This is a genomic window from Thermomonas sp., from assembly GCF_041905325.1.
Lineage (GTDB): Bacteria > Pseudomonadota > Gammaproteobacteria > Xanthomonadales > Xanthomonadaceae > Thermomonas.
On record NZ_JAYRLK010000002.1, the window covers coordinates 202,580 to 226,215 of the forward strand.

Annotated in this window: 17 protein-coding genes; 9 read left to right on the forward strand and 8 right to left on the reverse strand. The window is 67.9% G+C overall.

Going from position 1 to position 23,636, the window contains the following annotated elements:
* Positions 1-34 precede the first annotated feature (34 nt).
* Entirely contained in the window at positions 35-454 is a 420-nt protein-coding gene (locus tag ACE3OK_RS03220; protein ID WP_374248095.1) for a CopD family protein, read from the forward strand.
* A gap of 13 nt (positions 455-467) precedes the next feature.
* On the opposite strand, the gene ACE3OK_RS03225 is transcribed toward ACE3OK_RS03220, so the two are convergent.
* Entirely contained in the window at positions 468-2,156 is a 1,689-nt protein-coding gene (locus ACE3OK_RS03225) for an alkaline phosphatase (RefSeq protein WP_374248096.1), read from the reverse strand.
* Between the two features lie 99 nt (positions 2,157-2,255).
* Between ACE3OK_RS03225 and ACE3OK_RS03230 the strand changes: the two genes are divergently transcribed.
* The 3 genes from ACE3OK_RS03230 to ACE3OK_RS03240 are packed head-to-tail and all read left to right on the forward strand — an operon-like array spanning position 2,256 to position 5,488.
* Positions 2,256-3,605, forward strand: coding sequence for a dicarboxylate/amino acid:cation symporter (locus ACE3OK_RS03230; RefSeq protein ID WP_374248293.1), 1,350 nt, complete (start codon positions 2,256-2,258; stop codon positions 3,603-3,605).
* 48 nt (positions 3,606-3,653) lie between these two features.
* On the forward strand, positions 3,654-4,412 hold the full coding sequence (locus ACE3OK_RS03235) for a flagellar brake protein (RefSeq protein ID WP_374248097.1): 759 nt from the start codon (positions 3,654-3,656) through the stop codon (positions 4,410-4,412).
* Between the two features lie 29 nt (positions 4,413-4,441).
* Positions 4,442-5,488 carry a LacI family DNA-binding transcriptional regulator gene (locus tag ACE3OK_RS03240; RefSeq protein ID WP_374248098.1) on the forward strand — a complete coding sequence of 349 codons (1,047 nt, stop codon included), beginning with the start codon at positions 4,442-4,444 and terminating at the stop codon, positions 5,486-5,488.
* A 36-nt stretch (positions 5,489-5,524) separates the two neighbouring features.
* Here the strand turns inward: ACE3OK_RS03240 and ACE3OK_RS03245 are convergent, their stop codons facing one another.
* Both ACE3OK_RS03245 and ACE3OK_RS03250 read right to left on the reverse strand, forming a co-directional pair.
* Complete coding sequence (locus ACE3OK_RS03245) at positions 5,525-7,249, reverse strand: alpha-amylase family glycosyl hydrolase (RefSeq protein WP_374248099.1); 1,725 nt, start codon at positions 7,247-7,249, stop codon at positions 5,525-5,527.
* A gap of 10 nt (positions 7,250-7,259) precedes the next feature.
* Positions 7,260-8,741: an MFS transporter gene (locus tag ACE3OK_RS03250; RefSeq protein WP_374248100.1), complete on the reverse strand. Its 1,482-nt coding sequence runs from the start codon at positions 8,739-8,741 to the stop codon at positions 7,260-7,262.
* Between the two features lie 169 nt (positions 8,742-8,910).
* Here ACE3OK_RS03250 and ACE3OK_RS03255 point away from each other — a divergent pair, with 169 nt between their 5' ends.
* The 3 genes from ACE3OK_RS03255 to ACE3OK_RS03265 all read left to right on the forward strand — a co-directional run bounded on the left by ACE3OK_RS03255 (position 8,911) and on the right by ACE3OK_RS03265 (position 15,673).
* Complete coding sequence (locus ACE3OK_RS03255; protein WP_374248101.1) at positions 8,911-10,518, forward strand: alpha-glucosidase family protein; 1,608 nt, start codon at positions 8,911-8,913, stop codon at positions 10,516-10,518.
* A 2-nt stretch (positions 10,519-10,520) separates the two neighbouring features.
* Positions 10,521-12,596 carry a glycoside hydrolase family 97 protein gene (locus tag ACE3OK_RS03260; RefSeq protein WP_374248294.1) on the forward strand — a complete coding sequence of 692 codons (2,076 nt, stop codon included), beginning with the start codon at positions 10,521-10,523 and terminating at the stop codon, positions 12,594-12,596.
* A gap of 269 nt (positions 12,597-12,865) precedes the next feature.
* Positions 12,866-15,673, forward strand: coding sequence for a TonB-dependent receptor (locus ACE3OK_RS03265; RefSeq protein ID WP_374248102.1), 2,808 nt, complete (start codon positions 12,866-12,868; stop codon positions 15,671-15,673).
* A 123-nt stretch (positions 15,674-15,796) separates the two neighbouring features.
* Here the strand turns inward: ACE3OK_RS03265 and ACE3OK_RS03270 are convergent, their stop codons facing one another.
* Genes ACE3OK_RS03270 through zwf form a run of 5 tightly spaced genes read right to left on the reverse strand, consistent with a single transcriptional unit; the run spans position 15,797 to position 21,581 of the window.
* Entirely contained in the window at positions 15,797-16,444 is a 648-nt protein-coding gene (locus tag ACE3OK_RS03270; RefSeq protein ID WP_374248103.1) for a bifunctional 4-hydroxy-2-oxoglutarate aldolase/2-dehydro-3-deoxy-phosphogluconate aldolase, read from the reverse strand.
* 2 nt (positions 16,445-16,446) lie between these two features.
* Positions 16,447-17,421: a glucokinase gene (glk, locus tag ACE3OK_RS03275; protein ID WP_374248104.1), complete on the reverse strand. Its 975-nt coding sequence runs from the start codon at positions 17,419-17,421 to the stop codon at positions 16,447-16,449.
* A complete protein-coding gene (edd, locus tag ACE3OK_RS03280; protein ID WP_374248105.1) occupies positions 17,418-19,250 on the reverse strand; it encodes a phosphogluconate dehydratase in 1,833 nt (610 codons plus the stop codon). The genes glk and edd overlap by 4 nt, the downstream gene beginning before the upstream one ends.
* Positions 19,250-20,098, reverse strand: a complete 849-nt coding sequence (locus ACE3OK_RS03285; protein WP_374248106.1) for a 6-phosphogluconolactonase — start codon at positions 20,096-20,098, stop codon at positions 19,250-19,252. Before ACE3OK_RS03285 ends, edd begins: the two co-directional genes overlap by 1 nt.
* A gap of 13 nt (positions 20,099-20,111) precedes the next feature.
* On the reverse strand, positions 20,112-21,581 hold the full coding sequence (zwf, locus tag ACE3OK_RS03290; RefSeq protein ID WP_374248107.1) for a glucose-6-phosphate dehydrogenase: 1,470 nt from the start codon (positions 21,579-21,581) through the stop codon (positions 20,112-20,114).
* Between the two features lie 185 nt (positions 21,582-21,766).
* Here zwf and fabA point away from each other — a divergent pair, with 185 nt between their 5' ends.
* Positions 21,767-22,282 (forward strand): 3-hydroxyacyl-[acyl-carrier-protein] dehydratase FabA, encoded by a 516-nt coding sequence (gene fabA, locus ACE3OK_RS03295; protein ID WP_374248108.1) that lies wholly within the window; start codon positions 21,767-21,769, stop codon positions 22,280-22,282.
* 1 nt (position 22,283) lies between these two features.
* Positions 22,284-23,492 (forward strand): beta-ketoacyl-ACP synthase I, encoded by a 1,209-nt coding sequence (gene fabB, locus ACE3OK_RS03300; RefSeq protein WP_374248109.1) that lies wholly within the window; start codon positions 22,284-22,286, stop codon positions 23,490-23,492.
* The last annotated feature ends 144 nt before the right edge of the window (positions 23,493-23,636 follow it).

The window sequence follows — 23,636 nt, forward strand, 5'->3', positions numbered from 1 at the left end:
GAATGACAGGCTGCAACATCCACGGAACGACCGCATGGCTTACCTGCTGATCAAGACCTTCCATCTGGTGTTCGTGATCGCCTGGATGGCCTCGGTGTTCTACCTGCCGCGCATCCTGGTCAACCTGGCCGAAGCGGGCGAGGTGCCCGCCGTGCGCGAACGGCTGCTGCTGATGGGGCGGCGGTTGTACCGCTTCGGGCATGTGATGTTCGGCATCGCATTGGCGCTGGGCATGGCGCTGTGGCTGCATTTCCACATCACGGGCGGGTGGCTGCATGCCAAGCTGCTGCTGGTGGGGATGCTGCTGGCCTACTACATCCTCAACGGGCGGATATTGCAGGCCGTGGCTGCGGGCAGGCCGTTGCCGTCGCCGCGGGCACTGCGCTGGTTCAACGAATTGCCGTTGCCGCTGCTGGTGATGGTCGTCTGGCTGGTGCTGGCGAAGCCGTTCTGAGGCGCTTGTCGCGCTACGGGTTGCCGCCTGGCAATTCCACCGGCACGCCGTTGCCGTCGCACAGTCCCTTGCCGCACAGGGCTGCCCGCAGGCGCGGGGCGGCCTGCACGAGGATGTGGTAGATCGCGTTCTGCTCCAGCGTGCCGCGCACCGCGCCACTGCCGGGGCCGCGCGCCCAGATGCCGACGTCTTCGCCGCCGTGGGATTCGGCCGCCAGCGGCACCAGGGCTTCCTGCATGTAGTCCGGGGCGGAGGTGTCGACAGCGGTCAGGTCGGGGCGGCCGGTGGCGGGGGCGAGCAGTTTTTTCGGCCCGTGTGGATAGCGCTTCGAGCCGGTGGGCTGCGCATCGCTGGCACCGGTGTTGCCGGGGCCATTGGCATAGCCCAGGGTGGTGTAAGGCAGGCCGTCGAGACCCTTGGCCAGTGCGCCGGGTTCGCCATCGAAACTGCTGCGGCCGCGCACCTTGCCGAGGATGGGGTTGCCACGCGTGGGATAGCCGACGAAGTTGAGTGTGTGCGAATGGTCGGCGGTGACCAGGATCAGCGTGTCCTCGCTGGAGGTGGCCTCCATTGCCGCCCGCACGGCATCCGAAAACGCGATGGTTTCATCCAGCGCGCGGTAGGCGTTGCCGTCGTGGTGGGCCATGTCGATCTTCGCGCCTTCCACCATCAGCACATAGCCGTTGGGATTGCGGGCCAGATGGGCGATCGCGGCGCGGGTCATGGCGGCCAGGCTGGGTTCGCCGCTGCCGGTGGCGATGCGGTCGTGGTCGTATTGCATGTGGTCGTAGTTGAACAGGCCCAGCACGCTGGGTGCGCCGGCCGCAGCCGCCAGTCCGGCGGCGTCGGTGACGTAGGCCCCTTGCGGATGGTCGCGTTGCCATTCGGCGATCAGGTCGCGGCCGTCGCTGCGCAGGCCGCGCTGGCCGGGTTGCTGCGGGTCGCTCTGGTCGCGGGTCAGGAACTCCTTGCGGCCACCCCCCAGCACGATGCCGGGGCCGTGGCCGGCGCGGCCGGCTTCGATCAATTGCAGGGCGATGTCCTTGCAGCCTGCGGCCACCGCCGCTGCCGGCAGCGCGGCGTTGTTTTCCCAGCCGCGATTGGGAACGTGCGCATAGGTGGCGGCGGGAGTGGCGTGGGTGATGCGGGCGGTGCTGACCACGCCGGTGGCCATGCCGGCGGCATCGGCCAGTTCCAGCCAGGTCTGCGCATGCTTGCCCAGGCTGTCGGTGCAGTCGTTTTCGCTGCCGGCATACACCGCAATGGCCCCCATGTGGGTTTTCACGCCGGTGGTGATGGCGCTCATGGTGCCGGCCGAATCGGGGGTCTGCGAGTCGGTGTTGTAGGTTTTGCTGAAGGCGGTGGCGGGGAAGGTTTCCCAGGCGAGCAGATGCTCTTCGCCGCTGCTGCCATTGCGCTGGCCTTCGAGGATGCGTGCGGCGGCCACCGTGGTCAGGCTCATGCCGTCGCCGAGGAAGACGATGATGTTCTTCGCCCGCCCGGCCATCGCGCCGCGTCCGGCGGCCTGCGCGGCACCGTCGCGGTACCACCATGCGGGGGTTTCGCCAGCGGGATGGGCCACGACGGGGACATCCACGTGCAGTGCGGCGGCAGGCGGCACGGGGGCCAGGCTGGCGCAGGCGGCCAGCAGGACGCTGCCGGCCAGCGGCAGCCAGCGGGGAAGGGCAGGCGTGATGGTCATGGCGTCATTATGCCGGCTGGGCATGGCGGGATGCGCCTGCGCATGGCACTGACGCGGCGGTGGCGGCTCGGGTATCGTGGCGCACGGTTTGCCGTGGAAATGGTCCGCATGTTCGATTGGTGGTTCCGCATCAGGTTCTGGAAGCGTGTGGTGCTTGGCTTCGTGCTGGGCGCGTTGGCGGGCTGGCGGTTCGGTGCGGACGCCGAGCGCTGGTTCGGGCCGATCGGTGATCTGTACGTCACCTTGATCATGATGATCGCGGTGCCGCTGGTGTTCTTCGCCGTCATCAACGCGGTGGCGTCGCTGAGCGGGCAGAAGTCGATCGCCGCGCTGGCCGGGCGCACCTTCCTCTGGTTTGCCCTTACCGCCGTGCTGGCGGTGGGCGTGGGCCTGCTGTTTGGCTGGCTGGTGCAGCCGGGAGCGGGTGTCGGCGTGCTCAAGGTGGCTTCCGACTACACCCCGAAGGACGTGCCGGGCGCGCTGGACATGCTGCTGAACCTGGTGCCGGCCAATCCGTTCCAGGCACTGGGCGGGGCGGCGAGCGCGAAGCTGGCCGACGGCACCAAGGTGCTGGTGCCGCGCAGCGGGACGGTGTTGCAGGTGATCTTCTTCGCCGGGCTGGTGGGCTTCGCGATGGTGAAGCTGGGCGAGAAGGTGGCCGGCGTGCGCAAGCTGGTGGGCGAGGCCAGCGAGGTGATGATCCAGGTCACCCGCTACGTGCTGGAGTTCACGCCCTTCGGCACCTTCGGCCTGATCGCGGCGCTGGTGGGCGGCTACGGTTTCGAGCAGCTGCGGCCCTTGCTCAACTTCGTGGTGGCGTTGTATTTGGCTTGCGCCTTCCACATCGTGGTGGTGTACGGCGGCCTGCTGCTGGCGCACGGGCTGAATCCGTTGAAGTTCTTCCGTGGTGCCGCGCCCGGCATGCAGGTGGGGTTCGTGGCGTCCAGCAGTTTCGCGGCGTTGCCGGTGTCGCTGCGCAGTGCCACCCACAACCTGGGCGTGGACAAGGACTACGCCGCGTTCGCGGTGCCGCTGGGTGCGACCATCAAGATGGACGGCTGCGGCGCCATCTATCCGGCGTTGGCGGCGGTGTTCATTTCGCAGTACGCCGGCATCGAGCTGTCACTGACGCAATACCTGATCATCGCGCTGGCCTCGGTGCTGGGCAGCTTCGGCACCGCCGGGGTGCCGGGCACCGCGGTGATCATGGCCACGGTGGTGCTGAGTGCGGCGGGGCTGCCGCTGGAGGTCATCGGCTACCTGTACGCCATCGACAGGGTACTGGACATGATGCGGACGATGACCAACGTGACCGGGCAGATGCTGGTGCCGGTGCTGGTGGCGCGCGAGACCGGCCTGCTGGACAAGGGCGTGTTCGATGCGGCCTCCAGCAACGTGGGGGTGGTCGACGGTGACGCGGCCGACCGCGATGCCGGCCAAGCCGGCTGAGCCGAAGACTTCAAGCAGTGCCCCCCGTTAGCCGTTAAGCTGGCATAGATGAACGACTCTCCTGCTCATTCCGCCGCGGACGTGGCCGACATCGACGGCTACTACGACAAGTTCTACGTCCACGATGCCGATGAAATCCGCCACCACCTGCAACGGCTGGTAGGTGAACATTGCGCGCTGACCGTGCATGCGGAGGGCAGCAACGACAGCATGGCGACGATGCTGCTGCGGGTGGATACCAGCGGGTTCTGGATCGACGTGCCCAACAACCGCGCGTTGCTGGATGCGTGGATGGCGGCCACCACCCTGCGCTTCGAGGGCTCGCTGAATCGCGCTGCACTGCGGTTCCCCAGTGGTCCGGCCCGACTGGGCGTGCACGGCGACCGTCCGGCCTTGCAGGTGCCGATCCCCACCCGGGTGCTTTACCTGCAACGGCGCGAGTTCATGCGGCGCGAGCCGCCGGCGGGCACGCTGGCCTGCCATCTGCACCTGATCGACGGGCAGGAGGTGGATGCCACCATCCGCGACATCGGCGGGGGCGGCCTGGCAGTAGTGGCAATTCGTTCGATGGTGCGTTTCCAGGTGGGTGACGTATTGATGGGCTGCCGCATCGAGCTGCCGGACATCGGCGAGGTGGAAGTGGATTTGCAGATCCGCCATATCCTCAACCGCGGCCACATAGGCCACGATGCGCTGCAGGCCGGCTGCGAGTTCGTCAACCTGTCCCCGGTCGTGCAACGCAAGTTGTTCCGCTATTTGCTGCAGCTCGACCGCGACCAGTTGGCGCGTCGCCGCCGCGACGAATGACCGCCCCTCGCGGTTGCTACACTCCGGTCATGCAGGAACCCAGCCGCTCCCGGAAAAAATCCCGCATCACCTCGCTGGACATCGCCCATCGCGCGGGGGTGTCGCAGGCCACCGTGTCGCGGGTGCTGGCGGGAAGCCCGCTGGTCAACGCCGAGACCCGGCGCCGGGTGGAGCATGCGGTCAAGGAACTGAACTACAAGGTCGACCGCCATGCGTCCAGCCTGCGCACCCAGCGCGCCGGCACGCTGGCACTGCTGCTGTTCGAAGACCCCACCTCCGACGATTCGCACATCAACCCGTTCTTCCTGTCGATGCTGGGCTCGATCACCCGTGCCTGCGCGCGCCATGGGCATGACCTGCTGGTGTCGTTCCAGCAGCTCTCGGACGACTGGCACGCCGACTACGAGGACAGCATGAAGGCCGATGGCCTGATCCTGCTGGGCTATGGCGACTATCTGGCCTACGAGGCCAAGCTGGCGCAACTGGTGGCGCAGGGGACCCACTTCGTGCGCTGGGGGCATGTGTGGCCGGACCAGCCGGGGGTGACCATCGGCTGCGACAACCACGCCGGCGGCCTGTTGGTCGGCCGGCATCTTCGCGAGGCCGGGCGGCAGCGGGTGGCCTTCGTCGGCCATGCGTCGGAGCGTTTCCCCGAGTTCTACGCCCGCTACCGTGGTTGCGATGCGGCCCTGCGCGAAACCGGGGCAGGCATGCGGCCGGAGTTGCAGGTGGATGCCGACAGCACCGAGCAGGCCGGGTACGACGCCACCTGCGCGCTGCTGGCGCGGGGGCTGCGGTTCGATGCCCTGTTCGCGGCCAGCGACCTGATCGCGATCGGGGCGATGCATGCGTTGCAGGACGCCGGCCTGCGCATTCCCGAAGACGTGGCGGTGGTGGGGTTCGATGGCACCTCGATGGCACGTTCGGCCAACCCGCCACTGTCCACCGTGGTGCAGGACACGTCCAAGGCCGGCGAATTGCTGGTGCAGGCACTGTTGCAGCAGGTGCGCGGCCAACCGGCGCAGGGCCTGATGCTGCAACCCACGCTGGAAGTGCGCGCTTCCAGCGGTGGTTGAATCAGCCTTCTCCCCGCACGGCGGGGAGGGGGACGGTCAGTGCGGCAGCCGTGCGCCGGCCATCGCCGCATCCAGCGCGTTGGCCAGTGCCGGCGCGGTGACCTCGGCATCCAGCAGGTAGACCTGCACGCCGTGCGCCGGCACCTCGATGGCAGGGGTGTTGCCCACCGTCACCACCAGCGAGCTGCCGCCGAAGGCATTGCGCCACTGCCCGGGCTGGCGCAGTGCGCCAAGTTCGAAGCGCTCCGGCGCATCGCCCTTGTTCAGCAGCACCAGCGCGAGCTGATGCTGGCCGGCGTGCTGCACCACCCGGTAGAACGCGGCGCGCTGGCCCTGCAATTCGATATTCACCTGCAGGCCGCGCTGCAGCGCGGGCGAGGCGGCGCGCACCTGCGCGATGCGGGCCAGCGCCGTGCGGATCGGGCTGGCCTTGGCCGCGGCGATGCCCGCGATGCCGAAGTAGTTGCGGTTGCCGCCGTGCTCGGGGCGGCCGCGCATGAAACCCATCTCGGAGCCGTAATAGACCACCGGGATGCCGCGCGCGGTGAACAGCCAGTTGTGCGCGTCGATGAAGCCGGCGTCGCTGGCGTCCAGGCGCGGCATGTCGTGGTTGTCGTAGAAGGTGGTGAGATCGTAAGGGTTCGCGTATGGCCCGCCGGTCAGGTGCAGCGCAGGTGCCATCCGTTCGAACCCGGCCTGCTTGTGGCCGAAGACCTCCTCCATCGCCTGCTTCATCGGGAAGTCCAGCACGCTGGTCTCGCCGTGGCCGGGCAGGGTGTGGCGGGCGATGGTGTTGGCGTTGTAATCGAACGCCTCGCCGAACATGAAGAAGCCCGGGTGGCGGGCGCGGATGCGGGTGGTGAATGCCTGCCAGAAGCTGTCCGGCATCCACGCGATGGTGTCGATGCGGAATGCGTCCGCGCCCTGGTCGATCCACTGCTCGTAGGCGCCGGCCAGGTAGTCCAGCACCGCGGGGTTGCGTTCATTGAGGTCGGACAGCTGGGCCAGGTTGCCGTCGAAGATCGACCCCTTGGCGCCATCGACCGGGCCGACCGTGTTGTAGAACCGGTGCAGCGGGTTGTGGGCCGGGTCCAGTCGCTGCGGCGGCAGGTTCTGGTGGTCGGCGACCAGCGTGCCGTCCTTGTCGTAGAGCTTGCCGAACTTGGGCTGGTCGAAGGCCATGTCCCACGCCGGCGAGCCGTGGTTGCCGACGATGTCCAGCACCAGCTTCATGCCCTTGCCGTGCACGGCGTCGGCCAGGCCCTTGAAGTCCAGGCCGGGGCTGGGCAGGTGTTCGTCCACCTTGTAGAAATTCACGCCCCAGTAGCCGTGGTAGCCGGTCTTGCCCTTGTCGGAGAGGAAGCCCTTGCAGCTGGGGGCGGTGCCGCCGGTGAAGGCCTCGTCGGGGTTGTCCACGATCGGGGTGATCCACACCGAGGTGAAGCCCATCTCGCGGATGTAGTCCAGGTGATCCGCCAGTCCCTTGAAGTCGCCGCCCAGGTAGCCGATGTTGCCGGCCACGCCGTTGCACGGCGCCAGCGGGATGTCGAAGGTGCGGTGCGCGCCGCCCTGGTCGCGGTGGTCGTTGCCGGGGTCGCCGTTGACGAAGCGGTCGGTCATCACGAAGTACACGGCTTCGCGCGCGAACGGCTCCAGCGTGCCGTAGTACTCCCGGGCGGGCGGCGGCGTGCCGGTGCCGGCATGGGCGGTGAGTGTGCCCAGCAGCGACAGCGCGAGCAGCGAAACGGGAATGCGGCGCATGGGAAATCCTTCAGGCGTGGCGGGGGGTGGGCAGGCGCACCAGCAGCACGCAGGCACCGGCCACCAGCAGGCTGATGCCGCCGATGCTCAGTGCGTGGATGGGGTGGCCGCCCAGCAGCGACTTCAACAGGAACCCCAGCAGGCTGGCTGCCACCAGCTGCGGGATCACGATGAAGAAGTTGAAGATGCCCATGTAGGTGCCCATCTTCGCCGCCGGCACCGTGTCCGATAGCATCGCGTAGGGCAGCGACAGGATCGAGGCCCAGGCAAAGCCCACGCCCAGCATCGACAGCAGCAGCCAGCGCGGGTCGTGGATCCAGCCGATCGACAGCAGGCCCAGCCCGCCCAGCACCGCATTGAGCAGATGGCTGCCACGCAGGCCCAGCCGGCGCACCATCGCCGGAATGGCCAGCGCGGCCAGCGCGGCAAACCCGTTGTAGGCGGCAAACAGCACGCCCACCCAATTGGCGCCGGTGTTGTACGCGGCCGAGGCCGGGTCGGTGCTGCCGTAGTGGACTTCGGTGACGGCGGCGGTGGTGTAGATCCACATCGCGAACAGCGCGAACCAGGAGAAGAATTGCACCACCGCCAGTTGCGCCATCGCCGGGGGCATGTCGCGGATGTCGTCGAGGATGCGGGTGAAGGCGTTGTCGCCGCGCAACATGCCGCGCACCAGGAACGCCATGCCAAAGCCGACCAGCAGGCCGGCGAGGATGAACAGCGCCTTGTCCAGGCCCTGTCGCCAGACCCACAGCGCCAGCGCGCCGCCCACCAGCACCGCGCCGCCGGCCAGCAGCCGCAGCATGGGTGCGTGCTGGCTGCGCACCGTTTGCACGGGCGCTTCGTCCCAGGCCTGCAAGACCTCGGGTGGATATTCGCGGGTACGCAGCACGGTCCAGCCGATCGCCCCCAGCAGCGCCACGCCGCCTGCGTAGAAGGCATAGCGCACGGTGTCCGGGATCTGTCCGGTGGCGGCGGTATTGGCCACCCCGACGTGTTCCAGCACGAACGGCAACGCGCTGGCCACCACCGAGCCCACGCCGATGAAGAAGCTCTGCATCGCGAAGCCGGTCGGCCGTTGCGCGGGCGGCAGCTGGTCGCCGACGAAGGCGCGGAACGGCTCCATCGACACGTTGATGGACGCATCCAGCACCCACAACATGCCGGCTGCGACCCACAGGGTGGGCACGTTGGGGAAGGCGAACAGCGCCAGCGATGCCAACACCGCGCCGATCAGGAAAAACGGCCGCCGCCGCCCCAGCCGCGTCCAGGTGCGGTCGGAGAGATAGCCGATCAGCGGCTGCACCAGCAAGCCGGTCAGTGGCGCGGCCACCCACAGGATGGGGATGTCGTCGATACCCGCGCCCAGGGTCTGGAAGATGCGGCTGACGTTGGCGTTCTGCAGCGCGAAGCCGAACTGGATGCCGAGGAAGCCGAAGCACATGTTCCAGATCTGCCAGAACGAAAGCGGCGGTTTGGCGGTCGTGTGCATGCAGTCCCCTGGGCGCGCGATGGCCGCCCCGTGCGGGCGGCGGGCTAGATATACCGCACTGCATGCGCGGGCATCCGCATGTAAACGTATTCACGCCGCAAGGCCTCTGCAACACGCGCGAGGGACGGCATAGTCGGTTTCGAGCATGCAGCAACGGCAGGGGAAGGCAGTGCAGAATTGGTGGCGCGGCGCGGTGGTCTACCAGATCTACCCACGCAGTTTTCTCGATACCGACGGCAACGGCGTGGGTGACCTGACCGGCATCCTGGCGCGGCTGGACCACATCGCGTCGCTGGGCGTGGACGCGATCTGGATTTCGCCCTTCTTCACCTCGCCGATGGCCGATTTCGGTTATGACATCGCCGACTATCGCGGCGTCGACCCGCTGTTCGGCACCCTGGCCGATTTCGACCGCCTGCTGCAACGCGCCCATGGCCTGGGCCTGAAGGTGATGATCGACCAGGTGCTCAGCCACTGCTCCGACCAGCACCCGTGGTTCCGTGAAAGCCGGCAAAGCCGCGACAACCCGAAGGCGGACTGGTTCGTGTGGGCCGATGCCAAGCCTGACGGCACCCCACCCAACAACTGGCTGTCGCTGTTCGGCGGCGGTGCCTGGCAATGGGAGCCGCGACGCGGGCAGTACTACCTGCACAACTTCCTGCCGTCGCAGCCGGACCTGAATTTCCACAACCCCGAGGTGCGCCGCGCGCAACTGGACAACGTGCGCTTCTGGCTCGACCGCGGCGTGGATGGCTTCCGCCTCGACGCGATCAATTTCTGCTTCCACGACGCGCTGTTGCGCGACAACCCCGCCAAGCCGGAGGAGCTGCGCACCGGCCGCGGCTTCAGCCCGGACAATCCCTACGCCTTCCAGTACCACCATTTCAACAATACCCAGCCGGAAAACCTGGGCTTCCTGGAGGACCTGCGCGCGGTGCTGGACCGCTATCCGGACGTGGGCGCGCTGGGCGAGATTTCCTCGGAGGATTCGCTGGCCACCACCGCCGAATACTGCACGCCGCAGCGCCTGCACATGGGCTACAGCTTCGAGCTGCTGACCGAGGAATGCAGCCCGGCCTACATCCGCGGCACGGTGGAGGCACTGGAAGCGAAGATGACCGAAGGCTGGCCGTGCTGGGCCATTTCCAACCACGACGTGGTGCGTGCGGTGACGCGCTGGGGCGGCGCGCAGGCCGATGATCCCCTGGCCAGGCAATTGGTGGCGCTGGTGTGCAGCCTGCGTGGGTCCGTGTGCCTGTACCAGGGCGAAGAGCTGGGCTTGCCGGAAGCGGAGGTGCCGTTCGAGGCATTGCAGGACCCGTATGGCAAGGCGTTCTGGCCGAATTTCAAGGGCCGCGACGGGTGCCGCACGCCGATGCCGTGGAATACCGATGTCCATGCCGGCTTCAGTGCCGCGCCGCCGTGGTTGCCGGTGCCGGAGGCGCATCGCCTGCGCAGCGTGGCGGTGCAGGAAAACGACCCGGGCTCGGTGTTGCAGGCGACCCGCGCGTTCCTGCATTGGCGCAAGGCGCTGCCAGCGCTGGTGCACGGCAGCATCCGCTTTGTCGATGCGCCACCGCAGCTGCTGGCGTTCGAGCGCGAGCACGCGGGGCAGCGCTTGCTGCTGGTGTTCAACCTGTCACCCGATGCCTGTACATGGCCGTTGCCGGCCGCGGTGGACTGGCTGGCCGTGCCGGGTGTGGTGGCCGCCACGCAGGCCGACGGCACCCTGCACGTGCCCGCGCGTGGCGTGGCCTGTGCCGTGCTGGCGGCATGAACGTGCCCGTCATGGACAAGGAGGGGGGCATGCGGAAAGTGATGTCGGGTGCATGGGTGGCCGCGTTGTGGCTGGCCTGGGTGTTGCCGGGTCCGGCACTGGCGGAACAGGTGGCGCAGGTGGCGTCGCCCGACGGGCGCACCGTGGTGCAGCTGGACATCAATGGCGAGGGAAGACTGGCCTATCGTGTGCTGCGCGACGGCAAGCCGGTGATCAACGATTCGCGGCTGGGCTTCATCTTCCGCAACGGCCGCCAGCTGCTGCGCAACCTGCGACTGGATGCGCAGCAGTCGCGCAGCCAGGACGACACCTGGGAACAGCCGTGGGGCGAGCGTCGCTTCGTGCGCGACCACTACAACGAACTGCGCGCGACCCTGGTGGAAAAAGACATGGACCACCGGCGCTTCGACGTGGTGTTCCGGGTGTTCGACGACGGTGTCGGTTTCCGCTACGACGTGCCCGCGCAACCCGCCTTGCGCGAGGCGCAGATCGTGCAGGAACTCACCGAATTTGCCATCGCCCGGCCGGCCACCGCCTGGTGGATCCCGGCGCTGGAATGGAACCGCGAGGAATACCTGTACCACCGCACCCCGCTGGCTGAAGTGGGCATCGCACAAACGCCGTTGACCCTGCGCACCGACGATGGCCTGCACATCAGCCTGCACGAAGCGGCGCTGGTGGATTACGCCGGCATGAACCTGCTGCATGGCGAGAACGGCGTGCTGCGCGCCATGTTGACACCCGGCAGCCCCGTGCCGGTGGTGCGGCCAACGCCGTTCGTCACACCGTGGCGCACCATCACCCTTGGCGACACCGCCGGCGCGCTGGTGGAATCCAACCTGATCCTCAACCTCAACGCCCCCAATGCGCTGGGCGACGTGAGCTGGTTCACGCCGGGCAAATATGCGGGCGTGTGGTGGTCGCTGCACCTGGACCTGCAAAGCTGGGCCACCGGCGGCAAACACGGTGCCACCACCGCCAACACGCGCAAGGCGATCGATTTCGCCGCGCGCAACGGTTTGCGCGGCGTGCTGGTGGAAGGCTGGAACCCCGGCTGGGACGGTGATTGGTTCGCCAATGGCTGGGGGTTCGACTACACCCGGTCGGCTGCCGATTTCGACCTGGCCGGATTGGCGAAATACGCCGCCGGCAAGGGCGTGCACCTGATCGGCCATCACGAAACAGGCTGCGCGGTCAGCCACTACGAATCGCAACTCGGCGCGGCGCTGGATCTGGATGCGCGCAACGGGATCGACGTGGTGAAGACCGGCTATGTCTGCGATGCCGGGCAGATCGAGCGCCAGGACAGCCCCGACGGCCCCGTCCTGCGTGAATGGCACGAAGGCCAGTGGATGAGCAACCACCACCTGCGCGTGGTGCAGGAAGCCGCCAGGCGCCACGTGGCGATCGACGCGCACGAGCCGATCAAGGACACCGGCCTGCGCCGCACCTATCCCAACTGGGTGTCGCGCGAAGGCGCGCGCGGGATGGAATACAACGCCTGGGGCAACCCGCCCAACCCGCCCGCGCACGAGGTCACGCTGGTGTTCACGCGCATGTTGTCGGGGCCGATGGACTACACCCCCGGCATCCTCAGCCTCACCGGCCGCAATGGGCAGGAAATCCAGAGCACGCTGGCACGCCAGCTGGCGCTGTACGTGGGCATCTACAGCCCCATCCAGATGGTGCCAGACCTGCCGGAGCATTACGCCGCGCACCCGGAGGCGTTCCAGTTCATCAAGGACGTGGCGGTGGACTGGGACGAAAGCCATGTGCTGGCGGGCGCGGTGGGCGAGTACGTTGCCATCGCACGCAAGCAGCGCGGCGCGCCGGTGTGGTTCCTGGGCGCGATGAACGACGAGCATCCGCGCACGCTGTCGCTCACGCTGGATTTCCTCGAGCCAGGCAAGCGCTATCGCGCCGAGATCTACCGCGATGGCGACGGTGCCGATTGGCACGGTGCGGCGCGTTTCCGCTTCGTGCACGAAGTGAAGACGGTGGCCCGTGGCGACCAGCTGTCGCTGTGGCTGGCCGGTGGTGGTGGCGCGGCGGTGCGGTTGCTGCCGCTGGCGCATTGACGCCCCGCGGCGGGGCCACCCGTCGACCTCCGCGGATGCGCCGGGAGCGCCTCCAGCGGGCACCTTTGGAAGCCATGAAAGCGTGTTGTGGCGCGTGTTTCACGGATATTTCAAAAGCCCTGCAATGAATACGTATGCAGGCCCTTTCGTTTGCACGGGCGCTGTCACACCATCGTCGCGTTCATGCTTTTTTCACGTTGCGATGCATGACGGCGCTGGCGGCGGAGAACCGGCCGGCTGACACATTCCGAATTTTTCTGGAGGGGAAAATGGTGCAGTTGAAGCGAAATCTGTTGAGCGTGGCGCTGGCGTCTGCCGCGCTGATGTTGACCATGCAAGTGCATGCGCAGGACGCGCAACAGACAGCGCAGGATGCGCCGGCCAAGGGCAAGAAGAAGGACGATGCCAGGAACCTCGATGCCGTGGTGGTCACCGGCATCCGCGGCGGCATCGAGCGCGCCATCGACATCAAGAAGGACGCTACATCCATCGTCGAGGCGGTGTCCGCCGAAGACATCGGCAAGCTGCCCGATGTCAGCATCGCCGAATCGCTGGCGCGCCTGCCCGGCTTGGCGGCGCAGCGGGTTGCCGGTCGCGCGCAGGTGCTCAGCGTGCGCGGCCTGTCTCCGGATTTCTCCACATCCACCTTGAACGGTCGCGAGTTGGTCAGCACCGGCGACAACCGCAGCGTGGAGTTCGACCAATATCCGTCCGAGCTGATGGCCGGCGTGACCGTGTACAAGACGCCCGACGCCGCGCTGGTGGGGCAGGGCCTGTCCGGCACCATGGACATGCGTACCGTGCGCCCGCTGGACTACGACAAGCCGGTGTTCGCGATCAGCGGACGCTGGCAGCGCAACTCGCTGGGCTCGGCGGCCAACGCAAGTGCCGACGGCAACCGCATCAACCTGAGCTACATCGGGCAGACCGCGGACCACAAGGTGGGCTTCGTGCTCGGCTATGCGCATTCCTACACCCCGGTGCAGGAAGAGCAGGTGGGCCTGTACGAGCCGTGGCGTGAGATTGGTGCGAGTTGGCGTCCTGGCGTGCCTTCAGGCGCTGGTTGCCCCGACTCGCATGTGAACTGCACCTACTTCTCCGACGGCATCAAGGCGCTGCGCCGCACCGGCTACACCAAGCGCGACGGTGTCATGGGCACGCTGGAAGTGCGCGCCAGCGATGCGTGGATCAGCACGCTGGACGTGTTCCATTCGCAGGCGCGGCAGGAAAACACCGCGAACCAGTTCGAAGTCAACCTCGGCAACTACAACGGTGGCTATGGTTCTCTGAATGTGGTGGGTACCCAGATCAATGGCAACACCACCTTCACCGGCGGCACCGCGCAGAACGTCTATCCGCTGGTGCGCGGCATGTACAACAACCGCAAGGACACCATCGACGCGGCCGGCTGGCGCAATGAGTTCTTCTTCGGCAATGGGGTCAAGCTGACCGCCGATGCCAGCTGGTCGCGGGCCAAGCGCGACGAGCTGAACCTGGAAAACAACACCCAGCTGATGCCGGCGCCGCAGCTCGATTCGGTGGCGCTGTCGTTCAACTCCAACGGGTTCTCGCAGCTGCACCCGGGGTTGGACTATTCCGATCCCAGCAAGCTGTTCCTCGCCAACACCATCTACGGCTCCGGCTACGGCAAGGTGCCCAAGGTGGTGGATGAACTCAGGAGCTTCCGCCTGGATGCCGACTTCCCGGCCCCGGCCGCACTGGGGAACGCCTTCAGCAGCATCCGCGTGGGCGCCAACTACGCCGACCGCAGCAAGCAGAAATGGCAGCCTGAAGGCAACATCAACCTCGGTGCGCAGGGCATCACCCCGGTGGGCAGCGAATTCCAGTACGGGCTGGTGGACCTGGGCTTTGCCGGCGTGGGCTACATCCCGTCGTGGAACGTGCCGGGCGCGGTCGGCAAGTACATGACCTTCAACCCGGTGGACAACCAGCCGTGGCTGATCCCGAAGGCATGGACGGTGAACGAGAAGATCGGCACCTTCTTCGTGCAGGGCAACATCGACACGGTCTGGGGCTCGGTGCCGGTGCGCGGCAATGTCGGCGTGCAGGTGCAGCACACCGACCAGTCGTCCGACTCGCGCGTGTGGGACAACTCGCAGGCGGCCGGGCATGAAATCCGCCCGTACAGCAATGGCAAGACCTATACCGACGTGCTGCCCAGCCTGAACCTGGCGTTCTCGCTGGCCAACGACCAGGTGCTGCGCGTGGCGCTGGCCCGCCAGGTGGCACGTGCACGCGTGGACCAGTTGCGCGCGTCGGTGGAGTTCGGCGTGGACACCGCCACCGGCAAGCCGGGTGCGGGCGGTGGCAACCCCCTGCTTGATCCGTGGCGCGCCAATGCCTTCGACATTTCGTGGGAGAAGTACTTCGGCAACAAGGCCTACATCTCCGCCGCCTACTACTACAAGGAACTGACCAGCTACATCTATACCCAGACCCGCGACGGTTATGACTTCACCGCGCTGCTGCAGGGCTGGGTGAAGCCGGCAGGCATGACCGTGCCGGTACTGACCACGGGCACCATGAGCGCCCCGTTCAACGGCAAGGGCGGCAAGCTGCAGGGCCTGGAGCTGACCGCCTCGATTCCGCTGGACATGGTGTTCGGGGATGCGTTCCAGGGCTTCGGCGTGGTGGCCAGCGCCAGCTTTGCCGACAGCAGCATCAAGATCGTGGACCCGGACAGCGCCAGCAGCGTGGGCAGCGGGCCGATCGCCCTGCCGGGCCTGTCCAAGCAGGTCTACAACTTCACCGCCTATTACGAGCGCAGCGGCTTCGAGTTCCGCGTCAACAACCGCCGCCGCTCCGACTTCATCGGCGAGATCGGCAATTTCGACGGCAACCGCACCCTGCGCTACGTGGTCGGCGAGAACATCACCGACGCGCAGGTCAGCTACTCCTTCGCCGAAGGTTCCAGCCTCAAGGGCCTGAGCCTGCTGTTGCAACTCGGCAACCTGAACGATGCCGCCTACCGCACCTATGCCGGCACCAAGGACCGCCCGCTGGAGTACATCAAGTGGGGCCGCACCCTGCTGCTGGGCGCCAGCTACAAGTTCTGATCGATTTCCAATGCGTAACTCCCTTTGCCCCCGCCAGTGATGGCGGGGGTTTTCTTTTTCGGGCATCGCGATGCAGCGCGGTATCGGTGTGGCCTGTGGCGTGGATTGTGCGCGGCCCGTCGGTCAGCGCTTCAGTGCCGCCGCTTCGCGCGCAAGCTGGCCGATGCGTTCCCAATCGCCGGCCTTGATGGCGTCATTGGGCAGCATCCACGAGCCACCCACGCAGGCGACGTTGGGCAGGGCCAGATAGGCTGGTGCCTTCACGAGGTCGATGCCGCCGGTGGGGCAGAAGCGTGCCATCGGCAGCGGGCCGGCGAAGCCCTTGAGGGCGGCCACGCCGCCGCTGGCTTCGGCGGGGAAGAACTTGAAGCGCTGCCAGCCATGTTCCAGCCCGCGCATCAGCTCGGAGGCCGTCGCTATTCCGGGGATCAGCGGCGTTGCGCACGCCTTCGCGGCTTCATACAGCGCATCGGTGCAGCCGGGCGAGATGGCAAACCGTGCGCCGGCCGCTGCGACCATGCGCAGGTCAGTGGCGTTCAGCACGGTGCCGGCACCCACGCAGGCCTGCGGCAGTTCGCGCGCCAGCAGGGCGATGGCCTCCAGCGCGCAGGCGGTGCGCAGGGTCACTTCCAGCACCGGCAGGCCGTTGTCGGCGAGTGCGCGGCACAGCGGCAGTGCGTCCTCGATGCGTTCGATGGTGATGACCGGCACCACCGGCGCGCGGGCGAACACGGCATCGACCAGGTGGTTGTGGCGGTGGGTCTCGAACATCTTCAACGCTCCGTGGCGCGCAATGCGCAGGCGGCCCCCAGCAGGCCGGGGTGCGGGTGGGTGATGACGTGGATGGGCACCGCTTCCAGCAATGCCGCCATCCGGCCCTTGGCGAGGAAGCGTTCGCGGAACGCGCTGCTGCGCAGGAACGGCAGGAAGCGCGGGATGATGCCGCCGGCGATGACCACGTTGCGTGCGCCTTGGATCAGCGCGCAGTCGCCTGCCACGCTGCCCAGTGCGGCGCAGAAGCGGGCCAGCGTGCGGCGCGCGGTGTGGTCATGGCCGTCCAGCGCCAACTGCACGATGTCGGCCGGGTCACGCAGGTGCGGGGTGTGCAGGGCATCCTCGCCGCGCAGCACCGCATCGATTTCCGACAAGCCCTTGCCGCACAGCAGGCGTTCGGTGGAGGTGCGGCCGTGGCGTGCGGTCATCCACGCAGCGATGGCCTGCTCTTCATCGCCCACCGGCGAGAAGCCGATGTGGCCGCCTTCGGTTTCCACCACCTGCCAGCCGCTGTCCGCCGCGCCCACCAGCAGCGCCACGCCCAGCCCGGTGCCGGGGCCCAGCACGCTGACCGGCCCGCGCAGCGGTGTCTGCAAGGCGCCGTGCAACGTCACGATGTCGGCATCGCCCAGCGCGGGAACCGCCCACGCCACCGCGCCGAAATCGTTGAGCATGCGCAATTGCGCCAGCCCCAGCGTGGCTTGCAGCTCGCTGCGGGAAAACGCCCAGGCGCGATTGGTCAGGCGGATTTCATCGCTGCCCACCGGGCAGGCCACCGCCAGCGCGGCGCGCGCGGGGCGCGCGGACACGGTGGCGAGATAGTGTTCGATGGCGTGCTGGAGGCTGGCGAAATCGGCATTGGCCAGCGATTTCGACTCGCGCAGTTCAAGCGTCGGTGCGGCCAGGTCGACCAGTGCGAAGCGCGCATTGGTGCCGCCGATGTCACCCACCAGGGCCAGGGTGTCGTGGCTCATGCGTCGTTCCCGAACAGTGCGCAGGCACCGTGCTCGGCGGAGCCGACACTGCCGCGCAGCAACCCGAACAGCTCGCGCCCCATGCCGTGCCGGTTGCCGGCCAGGTCCGGCAGCACTGCCTCGCGCGCCTGCCATTCGGCGGCGTCCACCAGCACGTCCATGCTGCCGGCTTCGGCGTCGATGCGCACGATGTCGCCTTCGCACAGCTTCGCCAGCGCACCGCCGTCGGCCGCCTCCGGGGTCACGTGGATGGCGGCCAGCACCTTGCCGGACGCGCCGGACATGCGGCCGTCGGTGAGCAGCGCCACGCGCTGGCCACGGTCCTGCAAGGCCGCCAGCGTGGGAGTGAGTTTGTGCAGCTCCGGCATGCCGTTGGCGCGCGGGCCCTGGCCGCGCACCACGGCGATGAAATCCCCCTCCAGCGAGCCGGCCTTGAACGCGGCCAGCAGCGCGTCCTGCGACGCGAAGATCCGTGCCGGCGCTTGGTGGCGGCGAAACTGCGGGGCCACCGCGGAGATCTTCACCACCGCGCGGCCCAGGTTGCCGCTCAGGCAGCGCAGCCCGCCTTCGTCGTCGAACGGCGCGGCGACCGGGCGCACGATGTCGGTGTTGCGCGAGGTGGTGGGCGGGTCGCACCAGCGCAGTTGCAGGTCGTCCAGATACGGTTGCTGCGCCTGCTGGCGCAGGCTGCCGCCGTGCACGCAGGCGATGTCCTCGTGCAGCAGGCCGGCATCCAGCAGTTCACGGATCACGAAGCCGATGCCGCCGGCGGCTTCGAAATGGTTCACGTCGGCCGAGCCGTTGGGGTACACGCGCGCCAGCAGCGGGGTGGCCTTCGACAGGTCATCGAGGTCGTTCCAGTCGATGATCACGCCGGCGGCGCGCGCGATCGCCACCAGGTGCAGGGCATGGTTGGTGGAACCGCCGGTGGCGGCCAGGCCCACCATCGCGTTGACGATGGCTTTCTCGTCGACGGTCTGCGCCAGTGGACGGTAGCGATCACCCAATGCGGTATTGCGCAGCACCTGTTCGGCGGCGGCCACGGTCAGCGCGCTGCGCAGCGGCGTGTTCGGCGGCACGAAGGCGGTGCCGGGCAGGTGCAGGCCCATCACTTCCATCAGCATCTGGTTGGAATTGGCGGTGCCGTAGAAGGTGCAGGTGCCGGGGGCGTGGTAGGACGCCGCTTCCGCATCCATCAGCTCGTCCTGCGTGGCCTGGCCCAGCGCATGGCGCTGCCGCACTTTGGCCTTCTCCGGGTTGGGAATGCCGGACCCCATCGGCCCGGCCGGCACGAAGATCACCGGCAGGTGGCCGAAGCTGAGCGCGCCGATCAGCAGGCCCGGCACGATCTTGTCGCACACGCCCAGGCACAGCACCGCATCGAAACTGTCGTGCGACAGCGATACCGCGGTGGCCATGGCGATGACGTCGCGCGAGAACAGCGACAGCTCCATGCCGGCACGGCCCTGGGTGATGCCGTCGCACATCGCCGGCACCCCGCCGGCCACCTGCGCACTGCCGCCGGCATTGCGCGCGGCCATGCGGATCAGCGTGGGGTACTGCTCCATCGGCTGGTGCGCGCTGAGCATGTCGTTGTAGGCGGTCACGATGCCGATGTTGCCGCCCTTGCCCCAGCGCAGCGCCGGCTTGTCGTCACCGGCGGCGGCGAAGCCGTGCGCCTGGTTGCCGCAGGACAGTTTGTAGCGGTAGGGGCCGGCCTGCTGCGCCGCGTCCATGCGCGCCAGATAGGCGCTGCGCGTGGCCTGGCTGCGCAGCACGATGCGGGCGGTGACGCGTTCGACGACGGGATGCAGCGCGACGTTGGGCATCAGGGGCTCCAGTGGATGTGGATGGGGTGAGCCTGCGCGGCATGCAGCAGCGCGGCGACCGGGAAGGGGGCATGCGGATCCTGCTGCGCGCGCCGCAGCACCGCGCGCTTGTCCTGCCCGCCGACCACCAGGTGCACGTCGCCTGCGTGCAGCAGGCGCGGCAGGGTCAGGCTGATGCGCGGGAACGGGGCTTCCGGCGGCAGTGGATCGGGAAGGGTGGCGATGGCATCGGCGCCGCTGTCCGGCGCCAGTCCTTCGGCGAGGTTGGCCGCGCCCGGGAACAGCGACGCGAAGTGGCCGTCCGCGCCCATGCCCAGCAACACCGCATCGAACGGCTGCGGATGTGCAGCCAGCCAGGTGCGCGCCAGTGCGAGCGAGGCGTCGACATCGCCCTCGGCGGTGGTGAGTGGGTGGACGTCGATACCGGTGTCTGCGTGTCGCGAAAGAGCGCCATCGTTCCCGTAGGGACTCTGATCGTCATTCCCGCGAAGGCGGGAATCCAGCTCTTGCTGTTGCCTCGAAAGATCAGAAGCTGGATTCCCGCCTACGCGGGAATGACGGACAAGAGCAAGAGCCGCGCTGTCAAACGCCTCCCGCAGGTTGCGCAGGTTGCAGGCCGGGTGGTCATGCGGCACGCAGCGTTCGTCGGTGGGCAGCGCGAGGATGCGGCCAGCGAGCCCGGCATTCGCCAGGTGCGCGTAGACCGGCAGCGGCGTGCGGCCACCGGCCAATGCCAGCACGGCGTGGCTGCGGGCGGCCAGCGCCTGCCGGCAGGTGGCTTCCAGCGTGGCGGAGACGCGGGCGACCAGCGTCTGCGCGTCGGGATAATCGTGTTCGATCCAGCCCATCGTGCCGCCTTCCTTACTCGCGCCAGCCGTGGCCCAGCCGGTCCACCAGCGACACCGTGGCGCTGGGCCCCCAGGTGCCGGCCGGATACGGCTTCGGCACCATGCCGGTGTTGCGCCAGCCGTCGGCAATCGCATCCACCCATTGCCACGCGGCCTCGGTTTCGTCGCGGCGCACGAACAGGGTGCCGTTGCCTTCGATGGCATCCAGATACAGGCGTTCGTAGGCGATGCGCTTGCGCGCGCTGGCGAATTCCTCGTGCATATCCAGATCCAGCGCCACCTGTGACAGACGCAGGCCGGCACGGTCCAGCCCCGGGGTCTTGCTCATCAGGTCCAGTTCGATGCGCTCTTCCGGCTGCAGGCGGATCAACAACCCGTTGGGCTGCATGTCGGTGGCGGCCGGGCCGCCGAAGATGGAATACGGCACCTTGCGGAACTGGATGTAGATCTCGGTGCTGCGCGAGGGCAGGCGCTTGCCGGTGCGCAGGTAGAACGGCACCCCCGACCAGCGCCAGTTGTCCACGTGCGCGCGCAGGGCGACGAAGGTTTCGGTGCGACTGGCGCGGCCCAGTTCCTCGGCGTAGCCCGGCACCACCTTGCCTTCGCTGGCACCGGCGGTGTACTGGCCGATCACCGATTCGGTGGCGACATTGACGTGGTCGATCGGCCGCAGCGAGCGCAGCACCTTGATCTTCTCGTTGCGCACCGCGGTGGGGTCGAATCGCGCCGGCGGTTCCATCGCCACCAGGCACAGCAGTTGCAGCAGGTGGTTCTGCAACATGTCGCGCAGCGCGCCGGAGTCGTCGTAGTAGTCGCCGCGCCCCTCCACGCCCACGGTTTCGCCGACCGTGATCTGCACCTGCTCGATGTGGCGCGCGCTCCACAGCGGCTCGAACAGCGAATTGCCGAAGCGCAACGCGATCAGGTTCTGCACGCCTTCCTTGCCGAGGTAGTGGTCGGTGCGGAAGATGCGCTCCTCGTCGAAGGCGGCGGCCACCGCGTCGTTGATCGCGATCGCGCTGGCCAGATCCTTGCCGATGGGTTTTTCCAGCATCACCCGGGTGCCGGGGCCGGCCGCGCCGTGGCTGGCCAGCGCCTGGCAGGCGGGGCCGTAGAATTTCGGTGCGGTGCTCATGTGGTAGAGCACGTCGCCGCTGCGCAGGTCGGCGATCTTCTCGCTCAACTGACGCATGCTGACAACGTTGTCAGCACTGGCCGAAAAAAAATCCACCCGCTCCAGCAGGCCGCGCAGCGCGGCGTCGTCGCGTTCGCCCGCGGGGATGCGCTGGTGGATGCTGTCGGCCACCATCTGCACGAAGGCGTCGCGGTCCAGCTCGCTGCGCGCGGTGCCGAGGATGCGCATGCCGTCCGGCAGCAGTTTTTCGGCCTGCAGGCTGTACAGCGAGGGCAGCAGCATGCGGCGGGCGAGGTCGCCGGTGGCGCCGAAGATGGTCAGCAGCGAGGCGGGCGTGGCGTGCGACACGTGGGAGGTACCGGGTGGGGAGCCGGGTTCGAGCTTAATATGCTTTCAGGCCGATTTCCCGCGCTGCACACGATTTCAAAATTGTTTTACCCGGGCGATCCGATGAAGAGTCTCCGCGCCGGCAATACGTCTAGGTATGTCGCCGGCCTGCAGGTACACTCGCGCATTTCCCCTTGGGCCATTCCATGACCCGCGCGTCATCGTTCACCCGCGAGCAGTTGCTCGCCAGCGCCCGCGGCGAGCTGTTCCCCAACAGTACCGCGCGCTTGCCGGCCGACCCGATGCTGATGTTCGACCGCATCGTCGAGATCAGCGACAACGGCGGCAGCCACGGCAAGGGCTTCGTCCGCGCCGAACTCGACATCCGTCCGGACCTGTGGTTTTTCCAGTGCCACTTCCTGGGCGACCCGGTGATGCCCGGCTGCCTGGGCCTGGATGCGATGTGGCAGCTGGTCGGCTTCTACCTGACCTGGCTGGGCGCGCCCGGCCGCGGCCGCGCGCTGGGCTGCGGCGAGGTGAAGTTCACCGGCCAGGTGCTGCCCACCGCCAAGGTGGTGACCTATGAAATCGACGTCACCCGCGTCATCAACCGCAAGCTGGTGATGGCCCAGGCCGACGCCCGCACGCTGGTGGACGGGCAGGAGATCTACACCGCCAAGGATTTGCGCGTGGGTCTGTTCAATACCGTGGAGGGCACCTGACATGCGCCGCATCGCCATCACCGGCATGGGCATCGCGTCCTGCCTCGGCAACGACCTGGACAGCGTCTCGCGCGCGTTGCGCGAGGGCCGCTCCGGCATCCGCACGCTGCCCGACTCGGTCGAGCGCGGCCTGCGCAGCCAGATCGGCGGCGCGGTGGACCTTGACCTCGACGCCGTCATCGACCGCAAGCTCAAGCGCTTCATGAGCGATGCCGCGGCTTACAGCTACGTCTCCATGCGCGATGCGATCGCCGACGCCGGCCTGTCCGAGGCGCAGATCAGCGACTCGCGCACCGGCCTGATCGCCGGTTCCGGCGGCGGTTCCAGCCGCTGGCAGGTGGAGACCGCCGACATCCTGCGCGACCGTGGCGTGCGCAAGGTCGGCCCCTACATGGTGCCGCGCACGATGTGCTCCACGGTGTCGGCCAACCTCGCCACCGCGTTCAAGATCAAGGGCCTGAGCTACTCCATCAGTGCCGCCTGCGCGACCTCCGCGCACTGCATCGGCGCCGGTGCCGACCTGATCCGCCACGGCGCGCAGGACATCGTGTTCGCCGGCGGCGGCGAGGACCTGGACTGGACGATGACGGTGATGTTCGACGCGATGGGCGCGCTGTCGTCCGGCCGCAACGACGCGCCGGAGAAGGCCTCGCGGCCGTACGACGCCGGCCGCGACGGCTTCGTCATCGGCAGTGGCGGCGGCATGCTGGTGCTGGAAGACTGGGACCACGCAGTGGCGCGTGGCGCGCATATCCACGCGGAACTGGTCGGTTACGGCGTGACCTCCGACGGTGCCGACATGGTGGCACCGAGCGGCGAGGGCGCGGTGCGCTGCATGCGCATGGCGCTGGAAGGCGTGAATCGCCCGGTCGACTACCTCAATACCCACGGCACCTCCACGCCGCTGGGCGACATCGTCGAACTGAACGCGGTGCGCGAGGTGTTCGGCGATGCGACGCCGCCGATCTCCTCCACCAAGGCGTTGTCCGGCCATTCGTTGGGCGCGGCCAGCGTGCACGAGGCGATCTACAGCCTGCTGATGCTGCGCGACGGCTTCATCGCCGGCTCGGCCAACATCGACAACCTCGATCCCGGCGCGGAGGGCTTCCCGATCGTGCGCGAGAGCCGTGACGCCAAGTTGGATGTGGTGATGTCCAACAGCTTCGGCTTCGGCGGCACCAACGCCGCGCTGGTGTTCGCGCGGGCCTGAGGCCCGTCGAGCCGGTTGCGAACCCCGGCCGCCGCTTGCACGGCGGCCTTCCCTCGATGACCCCGTCCATGTCGCCACCCGGCGGCAGCGGCGGGGTTTTTTCGTGATGGGGATGGCGGATCCGCCTGCAGGATGGCGGTAAAA

What these genes read in the sequence shown, in the direction of transcription:
- ACE3OK_RS03225 (WP_374248096.1), bottom strand. Translation starts at nt 2,156, where the DNA reads ATGACCATCACGCCTGCCCTTCCCCGCTGGCTGCCGCTGGCCGGCAGC.
- fabA (WP_374248108.1), top strand. Translation starts at nt 21,767, where the DNA reads ATGACCCGCGCGTCATCGTTCACCCGCGAGCAGTTGCTCGCCAGCGCC.
- ACE3OK_RS03250 (WP_374248100.1), bottom strand. Translation starts at nt 8,741, where the DNA reads ATGCACACGACCGCCAAACCGCCGCTTTCGTTCTGGCAGATCTGGAAC.
- glk (WP_374248104.1), bottom strand. Translation starts at nt 17,421, where the DNA reads ATGAGCCACGACACCCTGGCCCTGGTGGGTGACATCGGCGGCACCAAT.
- ACE3OK_RS03245 (WP_374248099.1), bottom strand. Translation starts at nt 7,249, where the DNA reads ATGCGCCGCATTCCCGTTTCGCTGCTCGCGCTGTCGCTGCTGGGCACA.
- ACE3OK_RS03270 (WP_374248103.1), bottom strand. Translation starts at nt 16,444, where the DNA reads ATGTTCGAGACCCACCGCCACAACCACCTGGTCGATGCCGTGTTCGCC.
- ACE3OK_RS03240 (WP_374248098.1), top strand. Translation starts at nt 4,442, where the DNA reads ATGCAGGAACCCAGCCGCTCCCGGAAAAAATCCCGCATCACCTCGCTG.
- ACE3OK_RS03220 (WP_374248095.1), top strand. Translation starts at nt 35, where the DNA reads ATGGCTTACCTGCTGATCAAGACCTTCCATCTGGTGTTCGTGATCGCC.
- ACE3OK_RS03235 (WP_374248097.1), top strand. Translation starts at nt 3,654, where the DNA reads ATGAACGACTCTCCTGCTCATTCCGCCGCGGACGTGGCCGACATCGAC.
- edd (WP_374248105.1), bottom strand. Translation starts at nt 19,250, where the DNA reads ATGCCCAACGTCGCGCTGCATCCCGTCGTCGAACGCGTCACCGCCCGC.
- ACE3OK_RS03285 (WP_374248106.1), bottom strand. Translation starts at nt 20,098, where the DNA reads ATGGGCTGGATCGAACACGATTATCCCGACGCGCAGACGCTGGTCGCC.
- ACE3OK_RS03230 (WP_374248293.1), top strand. Translation starts at nt 2,256, where the DNA reads ATGGTCCGCATGTTCGATTGGTGGTTCCGCATCAGGTTCTGGAAGCGT.
- ACE3OK_RS03265 (WP_374248102.1), top strand. Translation starts at nt 12,866, where the DNA reads ATGGTGCAGTTGAAGCGAAATCTGTTGAGCGTGGCGCTGGCGTCTGCC.
- fabB (WP_374248109.1), top strand. Translation starts at nt 22,284, where the DNA reads ATGCGCCGCATCGCCATCACCGGCATGGGCATCGCGTCCTGCCTCGGC.